This is a genomic window from Acidovorax sp. HMWF029, assembly GCF_003060895.1.
In the GTDB taxonomy this organism is placed as follows: Bacteria; Pseudomonadota; Gammaproteobacteria; order Burkholderiales; family Burkholderiaceae_C; genus Acidovorax.
Map to the genome: position 1 here is coordinate 1 of NZ_QAIH01000264.1, position 6,892 is coordinate 6,892.

At 63.5% G+C, this 6,892-nt stretch carries 10 protein-coding genes; 6 read left to right on the forward strand and 4 right to left on the reverse strand.

Annotation, left to right across the window (positions count from 1 at the left end):
* The 4 genes from DBR12_RS18730 to hemP form a co-directional block, all read left to right on the forward strand.
* Window positions 1-454 (forward strand): energy transducer TonB (locus DBR12_RS18730; RefSeq protein WP_108618643.1); only part of this gene is annotated, 454 nt, incomplete at its 5' end.
* Window positions 455-495: 41 nt separating this feature from the next.
* Window positions 496-1,215, forward strand: coding sequence for a MotA/TolQ/ExbB proton channel family protein (locus tag DBR12_RS18735; protein ID WP_108618644.1), 720 nt, complete (start codon window positions 496-498; stop codon window positions 1,213-1,215).
* Window positions 1,216-1,218: 3 nt separating this feature from the next.
* On the forward strand, window positions 1,219-1,626 hold the full coding sequence (locus tag DBR12_RS18740) for a biopolymer transporter ExbD (protein WP_094290871.1): 408 nt from the start codon (window positions 1,219-1,221) through the stop codon (window positions 1,624-1,626).
* 251 nt (window positions 1,627-1,877) lie between these two features.
* Window positions 1,878-2,099, forward strand: coding sequence for a hemin uptake protein HemP (hemP, locus tag DBR12_RS18745; protein WP_108618652.1), 222 nt, complete (start codon window positions 1,878-1,880; stop codon window positions 2,097-2,099).
* Between the two features lie 288 nt (window positions 2,100-2,387).
* Here the strand turns inward: hemP and DBR12_RS18750 are convergent, their stop codons facing one another.
* Window positions 2,388-2,795, reverse strand: coding sequence for a heme-binding protein (locus DBR12_RS18750; protein ID WP_108618645.1), 408 nt, complete (start codon window positions 2,793-2,795; stop codon window positions 2,388-2,390).
* Window positions 2,796-3,036: 241 nt separating this feature from the next.
* Here DBR12_RS18750 and DBR12_RS18755 point away from each other — a divergent pair, with 241 nt between their 5' ends.
* Together DBR12_RS18755 and DBR12_RS18760 are read left to right on the forward strand one after the other, a co-directional pair.
* Window positions 3,037-3,732: a Bax inhibitor-1/YccA family protein gene (locus tag DBR12_RS18755; RefSeq protein ID WP_108618653.1), complete on the forward strand. Its 696-nt coding sequence runs from the start codon at window positions 3,037-3,039 to the stop codon at window positions 3,730-3,732.
* Window positions 3,733-3,859: 127 nt separating this feature from the next.
* Window positions 3,860-4,243, forward strand: a complete 384-nt coding sequence (locus tag DBR12_RS18760) for a hypothetical protein (RefSeq protein ID WP_108618646.1) — start codon at window positions 3,860-3,862, stop codon at window positions 4,241-4,243.
* A 112-nt stretch (window positions 4,244-4,355) separates the two neighbouring features.
* Here DBR12_RS18760 and rlmD read toward each other — a convergent pair whose 3' ends face one another.
* The 3 genes from rlmD to DBR12_RS18775 form a co-directional block, all read right to left on the reverse strand.
* Window positions 4,356-5,816, reverse strand: a complete 1,461-nt coding sequence (rlmD, locus tag DBR12_RS18765; RefSeq protein ID WP_108618647.1) for a 23S rRNA (uracil(1939)-C(5))-methyltransferase RlmD — start codon at window positions 5,814-5,816, stop codon at window positions 4,356-4,358.
* Window positions 5,817-5,874: 58 nt separating this feature from the next.
* Window positions 5,875-6,171 carry a hypothetical protein gene (locus DBR12_RS18770; protein ID WP_108618648.1) on the reverse strand — a complete coding sequence of 99 codons (297 nt, stop codon included), beginning with the start codon at window positions 6,169-6,171 and terminating at the stop codon, window positions 5,875-5,877.
* Window positions 6,172-6,273: 102 nt separating this feature from the next.
* The gene (locus DBR12_RS18775; protein ID WP_015014569.1) at window positions 6,274-6,747 is read right to left on the reverse strand and encodes an Lrp/AsnC ligand binding domain-containing protein; all 474 of its coding nucleotides are present in this window, start codon (window positions 6,745-6,747) and stop codon (window positions 6,274-6,276) included.
* Between the last annotated feature and the right edge of the window lie 145 nt (window positions 6,748-6,892).

Genomic DNA, 6,892 nt, shown 5'->3' on the forward strand with positions numbered 1-6,892 from the left:
ACCCAAGGTCGCGCCGCGCCCGGCCCCCATGCCCGTGGCAATTGCCGACCCGACACCCGCGCCCAATGCGCCGCTTGGAATCACCACGCCCCAGCCGCCTGCGCCGCCCATCGAAGCGCCAGTTGCGCCACCGGCGCCGCCCGCCCCACCGGCACCGCCTGCACCGCCCAAGATCGAGCTGCCGTCGAGCGACGCCGCTTACCTCAACAACCCCAAGCCCAGCTACCCCGCCATCAGCAAACGCATGGGCGAGCAGGGCAAGGTGGTACTCCGAGTGCTCATCGGCACCGATGGGACGCCGCAAAAGGTGGAAGTCAACAAGTCCAGCGGCTTTGACCGCCTGGACCGCCAGGCCCAGGAGGCTGTCATGCGCTGGCGCTTTGTGCCCGGCAAACGCAACGGCGTGCCCGAGACCATGTGGAACCTGGTCCCGGTCAACTTCGTTCTCGAATAACCAGTTCACAGTTTCAGATCACCGCTTCAGGGAGTTTTTTCATGGAATCGCAATTCGGCATCGCCAACGTATGGATCCAGGGCGACTTTGTCACCCGCGCCGTCGCCATCATCCTGCTGGCCATGTCGCTGGCCTCGTGGATCGTCATCCTCATCAAGGCGCTGGACATCATCAAGTTCAAGAAGCACACCCGCGCCGCCCAGGACTTCTGGCACAGCGAAGACTTTGCTGCGGGATTGACCAAGCTGGGCGCAGACCCCACCAACCCCTTTCGTCACCTGGCCCTGGAAGGCCGTGAAGCCACAGCCCACCACCGCAACACCAAGGCGCACCTGCACGACAGCCTGGACGTAAGCGACTGGGTAACGCGCTGCCTGCGCAACTGCATTGATGAATTCACCGCCCGCCTGCAGTCGGGCCTGGCCATCCTGGCCTCGGTGGGCTCCACCGCACCGTTCATCGGCCTGTTCGGCACCGTCTGGGGTATCTACCACGCGCTGGTGGCCATCGGCACCTCGGGCCAGTCCACCATCGACAAGGTGGCCGGCCCCATCGGCGAGGCGCTGATCATGACGGCCCTGGGCCTGGCCGTGGCCATCCCGGCCGTGCTGGGCTACAACGCGCTGGTGCGAGGCAACAAGTCCATCCTCGGCGGCCTCAACAGCTTTGCCCACGACCTGCACGCCTACTTTGTGACCGGCGCCCGCGTGAACGCCGGTGGTGAACAGGCCAAGGTGCTGCCCATCAAGAAAGGCAACTAAGCCATGGCCTTCGGAACGCAAGACGATGCCGATGATGTGATGAACGAGATCAACATGACGCCCCTGGTGGACGTCATGCTGGTGCTGCTCATCATCTTCATCATCACCGTGCCGGTGATGAAACACTCGGTGAACGTTGACCTGCCTCGGGCCACCAACCAGCCCGAGAACATCAAGCCGGAAACCGTGCGCCTGTCGGTGGCGGCCGATGGCAAGTTCTACTGGAACGAGTCGCAGGTGACGGAAGAGGAACTCTTCCCCCGCCTGCAGGCCGAGGCGGCCAAGGAACCCCAGCCGGACCTGCACATCCGGGGCGACAAGAACGTGCGCTACGAATACGTGGCGCAGGCCATGGCCGCCGCGCAGCGTGCGGGGGTCCGCAAGATCGGGTTTGTGACCGACCCGCAGTAACAGCAGCAGTAGCAGCCCCTGGCTCCGGGGTGTCTCGTCGCTCCAGCCCGGCCGGCTTTGCTTGCCGGGCTTTTTTACAGCCCGCCGCCCTGTTCCGCCGCGCCCGCGCCAACAGGCGCTGCGCAAAGTGGATCAGCGTCGGTCCCACCCGACAAAAAAAGAACAAAAAGAAACACGCAATTCGCTTGACTCGTAATTGCGAATCGTTATCATTAGCAAAACGCAATGCAATGACACAGGAAAAAACCTCCATGCAAGCCACCATGACCGCCGCCTCGCTCCTGCGTTCCGCCGCATCCGACAAGGCAGCTTCGCTCGCCCCGGTTGAAAGCGCCCACAGCGCTGAGTCTGTATCGGCTGCGGTGGACAGCAGCGCCCTGCTGCAAGGCCAGAAAGCCGTGGCCATCAGCCACAACGGCTCGGTGTACCGCCTGCAGGCCACCAAGCTGGGCAAGCTGATCCTGACCAAATAAGCGCAGCCACCCTGCTCTCTTTCTCCCCCCGGCAGCACATCCAGTGCTGCTGCCAGGCCCCAACAGTTTCATCGTGGGGCGACTCCCGGGCTTGCAACAAGCTCGCAAGGGTCGTTTTTGCCAGCCAACGGGTTCGCCCGCGTAGCCAGGCTTTTTTTCTCCCGATGGCGAATCCTGCTCCTCACCTGCCGCTCCCAGAACCCGCAGCGGCCGCACCATAAAAAAACCGGCTCTCCCGCCGGTTTTTTTGCGTGACGGGCAGGATGTGCCCACCAATCCACGCCGCCCTTACAGACCCAGGGCCGCAATCCCGGCGCGGGCGATCTGCGCGTCTTCGGTCGACTTCACGCCGCTCACGCCCACGGCACCCAGGCATTGGCCGTCCTTCATGATCGGCACGCCGCCTTCGAGCAGGCCGTCGATGGTGGGCGCGCTAAGGAACGAGGTGCGGCCGCCGTTGATGACATCCTCGTACACCTTGCTCTCGCGGCGGCCCAGCGCGGCCGTGCGGGCCTTGGAGGGGGCAATGTGCGAGGACACGGCTACAGCGCCATCCAGACGCTGCAGCCACAGCAGGTGGCCGCCGTCGTCCACGATGGCGATGGTCACAGGCCAGTTGTTCTTGAGTGCCTCGGCTTCGGCGGCGGTGGCGATGGCCTTGACGTCGGCCAGTTCGAGTTCATGCTTGGTTTTCATGGAGGTATCCGGATAGGAAAAAGAAGAAGGAAAAATCGCGCGGGCCCGCCCTGTTGGAGCGCCCGGACCGAGGAAGCCACAAGCATAGCGGTATCGCAGGAGCCCCTCACCCCCATACAGGGTGAAAGTACCCTTACCAAAAGTAGGTGACCGGATGCGGTTATTGAGCGGCCAAAAACCGCGAGCGCCTAAAATTTGGTGCGTCTGCGTTGTGCAGGCCAACAAGGAGAGACACAAGATGATGAACGACCAAGTCACCACCCTGGGCCACTCTGCGGGTTATGGCATCTCGCAGGAAGAGCGCCACAAGGTGCTGCGCAATACATATTGGCTGCTGGCCTTGAGCATGATCCCCACGGTGCTGGGCGCCTGGATCGGTGTGGCCACCGGCATCACCCGCTCGCTGACAGGCGGCTTGGGCCTGATCGTGTTCCTGGGCGGCGCGTTCGCCTTCATGTTTGCGATCGAAAAGACCAAACGCTCGGCCGCTGGCGTGCCCGTGCTGCTCGCCTTCACCTTCTTCATGGGACTCATGCTCTCGCGCCTGATCGGCATGGTGCTGGGCTTCAAGAACGGCACCGACCTGATCATGACCGCCTTTGCAGGCACCGCAGGCGTTTTCTTTGTGATGGCCAGCCTGGCAAGTGTGATCAAGCGCGACCTCTCGGGCATGGGCAAGTGGCTGATGGTGGGCGCGCTGGTGCTGATGGTCGGCGGCATCATCAACGTGTTCGTGGGCTCCACCGTGGGCACGATGGTGATCTCGATGCTGGCCATCGGAATCTTCAGCGCCTACATGCTGTACGACCTCAAGCAGATTCTGGACGGCGGCGAAACCAACTACATCAGTGCCACGCTGGCCCTGTACCTGGACATCTTCAACGTATTCCAGAGCCTGCTGGCCCTGCTGGGCATCATGGGTGGCGAGCGCGAATAAACCCGCTCCGGGCTGCGGTCCCCTCACCGAACTGAAAAAGGCTCCACCGGAGCCTTTTTCTTTTTTGTTGAGCCCACACCAAGGTCAAGCCTCAATAGCGGCGCAGTCCTGCCGATAATGCAATTACATGTATCTCAACCAGCCCACCACCCCGCTGCGCCTGCTGACTGTCTCAGTCCTGGTGCTACTGCTGAGCGGCTGCGACAAGATCCCTGGCCTGGGCCCTGACCCCCGTGTTGCGCAACGCGACGCCGAAGCCAAGGCCATCGGCGGTGCCTGCCGCCACGCGCTGCGCGGTCTGGAAGACTGCTACACCCTCAATCCCAAGGCCGCCAAGGCATCGGTGTTTGCGGGGTGGAAAGAGATGGACGCTTACATGCGCGAGAACAAGATTGAAGGCACCCCCTCGGTATTGACCAAGGCCGAGAAGCCCGAGCCGCGCAAAGGCAGCAGCAACACAGAGATCGAAACCGAAACCCGCGACCCTGCAGCTAGCCGCAACCGCAGCTGAGCGGCCGGAGCCACCGGGGGCCAGGCCCGCCCCTTTCATTCCAGTTTTCTTCCCTTGACTGCCAGCGTGCGCGCGCGCCAGGGCCCCAAGCCCCAGCAGCGGCGCCCCGCCTTTACGCCCGCTCGAACACCGCCATGCTCTCCACGTGCGCGGTGTGCGGGAACATATTGACCATGCCCGCCGCCGTGCACTTGTAACCCGCCAGATGCACCAGCAGGCCTGCATCACGCGCCAGGGTGGCCGGGTTGCAGCTCACATACACAATGCGCTTTGGCGGCGTCCAGCCCTCGGCCCCGGCGGGCAGCGGGCCAGCGCCCTCGGCACCGATGCGGGCCTGTTCGATGTCGGCCAGCGCCTTGGACAGCGCAAACGCGCCTTCGCGCGGCGGGTCCACCAGCCATTTGTCGGCAGTGCCATCGGCCACCAGCATCTCGGTGGTCATCTCAAACAGGTTGCGCGCTACAAATTCAATAGCTGAAAGAGCTTTATGGCCGCGCGCAAGGGCCTGATTTAACGCATAGTTCTCGCGCGAGCGGGCCACCAGGGCCTCGCTGCCCTCGATGCCCAGCACCTCGCGGGCCTGCGTGGCCAGAGGCAGCGTGAAGTTGCCCAAGCCACAGAACCAGTCGATCACGCGCTCGTGCGGCTGCACATCGAGCAGACGCAGTGCCCGGGTCACCAGCACCTGGTTGATGTGCGGATTGACCTGGGTGAAGTCCGTGGGCTTGAAGGGCATGGTGATACCGAAGTCCGGCAACGCATACGACAGCTGTTCACCGCCCTCGTCCAGCAGCTTCACCGTGTCGGGGCCCTTGGGCTGCAGCCACCATTGCACGCCATGCTCGGCGCCAAAGGCGCGCAGCCGGGTGATGTCGTCTGCGGAAAGCGGCTCCAGATGGCGCAGCACCATGGCTGTCACGTTGTCGCCGCAGGCCAGTTCGATCTGCGGGCAGGTGTCGCGCGCGTCCATGCTGGCGATCAGCGCACGCAACGGCATCAGCATCGCGTCCACATGCGGGGGCAAAATCTTGCAGGTCTGCATGTCGGCGATGTAGCGGCTCTTGCGCTCATGAAAGCCCACCAGCACCTGGCCCTTCTTGATCACATGGCGCACCGCCAGACGGGCACGGAAGCGGTAGCCCCAGGCGGGACCTTCGATGGGGCGCATCACCGTTTCGGCCTTGACCTTGCCCAGGTGCCAAAGATTGTCCTCCAGCACCCGCTGCTTGACGGCCACCTGGGCACCTACGTGCAGGTGCTGCATCTTGCAGCCACCACAGGCACCGGCATGCAGGCCAAAGTGCGGACAGCCGGGGCGCACACGCTGTGACGATTCACGGTGAATCGCCACCAGGCTGGCCTGCTCCCAGTTGTTCTTCTTGCGGTGGGTGTTGGCGGTGACCAGCTCGGACGTGAGGGCACCGTCGATAAAGACGACCTTGCCATCGGGCTTGCGGGCAACGCCCTGGGCATCGAGGTCCATGGACTGCACTTGCAGCCAGCCCTCGGGCAGGTCGGTGGCATCCTGCGCCACGGGTTCAAACGAGGGGGATAGTTCTTTCGGTTCGCTCATCCCCCGATTGTCTCAGGCCCGAGGCCGCCGCTGCAGCGGGCCGGGCCGTGGGGTCGGCTCAGCCCCGGTCTGCGCGCGCGGGGCGCATGCCGCCTGGCGCTGATGCAGCCGAAGCCAGCGGCAGCTTGTTGATGGTGAGTTCGCAGCCAAAATCGTCGGGAGAGAACACCAGCGTACCCCCCGGAGCAACCAGGGGCAGGGTTTCGTGGATCTGGCGCGACATATCGACCGGTGGCTCGGGGGCGCGGTAGACGATGTCCTTGTCGGGGCCGTACACCACATAACACCCGGCGGCGGCCGACTGGCCAAACAGGGCGGCCAACAAGGCGGCGGCAGCGGTTGAAAGGGCTCGCATGGTTCTTCTCCTCAGTCTGACGGTTGCTGCAGCGCATTATGCGGGCTTTGCCCTGCAGAGCCAATCTGGCCCAGGCTGCGGCCCTGCAAGCCCACCGCCCTCTTAACGCAGGTACAAATGGTTGGTGTGCTTGACCTCTTCCATCACCGCATAGGTACGCGTTTCGCGCACGCCCGGCAGTTGCCACAGCACGTTGCCCGCAAACACGCGGTAGGCATTCATATCGGCGGATCGCGTCTTGAGCAGATAGTCAAACCCGCCCGCCACCATGTGGCATTCCATGATCTCGGGATGCACCTGCACCGCCGCCTTGAACTGGTCGAACACATTGGGCGTGGTGCGGTCCAGCAGCACCTCCACAAACACCAGCATGCCCGCGCCCAGCTTCAGGGGGTTCAGACGCGCCTCGTAGCCCAGGATGAAGCCATCCCGCGTGAGGCGCTGCACGCGCGCCAGCACCGCCGTGGGCGACAGGGCCACGGCCTCGGCCAGCTTGAGGTTGGCAATGCGGCCGTCTTCCTGCAGGATTGACAGGATCTTGCGGTCAATCCGGTCCAGATCGGGTTCTGTTTGCATATTGATTAGCGTTTTATTCGGCACGAACGCCAATTTTCGACCATTTATTCAACGCCAACCCAAGGATCATCGCCAATAACGCGCCCCACCCACACTTTCATCGGGTGCTGGGCCCCGCAAAACCCCTGAAAGAACCGCCATGACG

What these genes read in the sequence shown, in the direction of transcription:
- hemP (WP_108618652.1), top strand. Translation starts at nt 1,878, where the DNA reads ATGCAAGCCACCATGACCGCCGCCTCGCTCCTGCGTTCCGCCGCATCC.
- DBR12_RS18740 (WP_094290871.1), top strand. Translation starts at nt 1,219, where the DNA reads ATGGCCTTCGGAACGCAAGACGATGCCGATGATGTGATGAACGAGATC.
- DBR12_RS18775 (WP_015014569.1), bottom strand. Translation starts at nt 6,747, where the DNA reads ATGCAAACAGAACCCGATCTGGACCGGATTGACCGCAAGATCCTGTCA.
- rlmD (WP_108618647.1), bottom strand. Translation starts at nt 5,816, where the DNA reads ATGAGCGAACCGAAAGAACTATCCCCCTCGTTTGAACCCGTGGCGCAG.
- DBR12_RS18770 (WP_108618648.1), bottom strand. Translation starts at nt 6,171, where the DNA reads ATGCGAGCCCTTTCAACCGCTGCCGCCGCCTTGTTGGCCGCCCTGTTT.
- DBR12_RS18760 (WP_108618646.1), top strand. Translation starts at nt 3,860, where the DNA reads ATGTATCTCAACCAGCCCACCACCCCGCTGCGCCTGCTGACTGTCTCA.
- DBR12_RS18750 (WP_108618645.1), bottom strand. Translation starts at nt 2,795, where the DNA reads ATGAAAACCAAGCATGAACTCGAACTGGCCGACGTCAAGGCCATCGCC.
- DBR12_RS18755 (WP_108618653.1), top strand. Translation starts at nt 3,037, where the DNA reads ATGAACGACCAAGTCACCACCCTGGGCCACTCTGCGGGTTATGGCATC.
- DBR12_RS18735 (WP_108618644.1), top strand. Translation starts at nt 496, where the DNA reads ATGGAATCGCAATTCGGCATCGCCAACGTATGGATCCAGGGCGACTTT.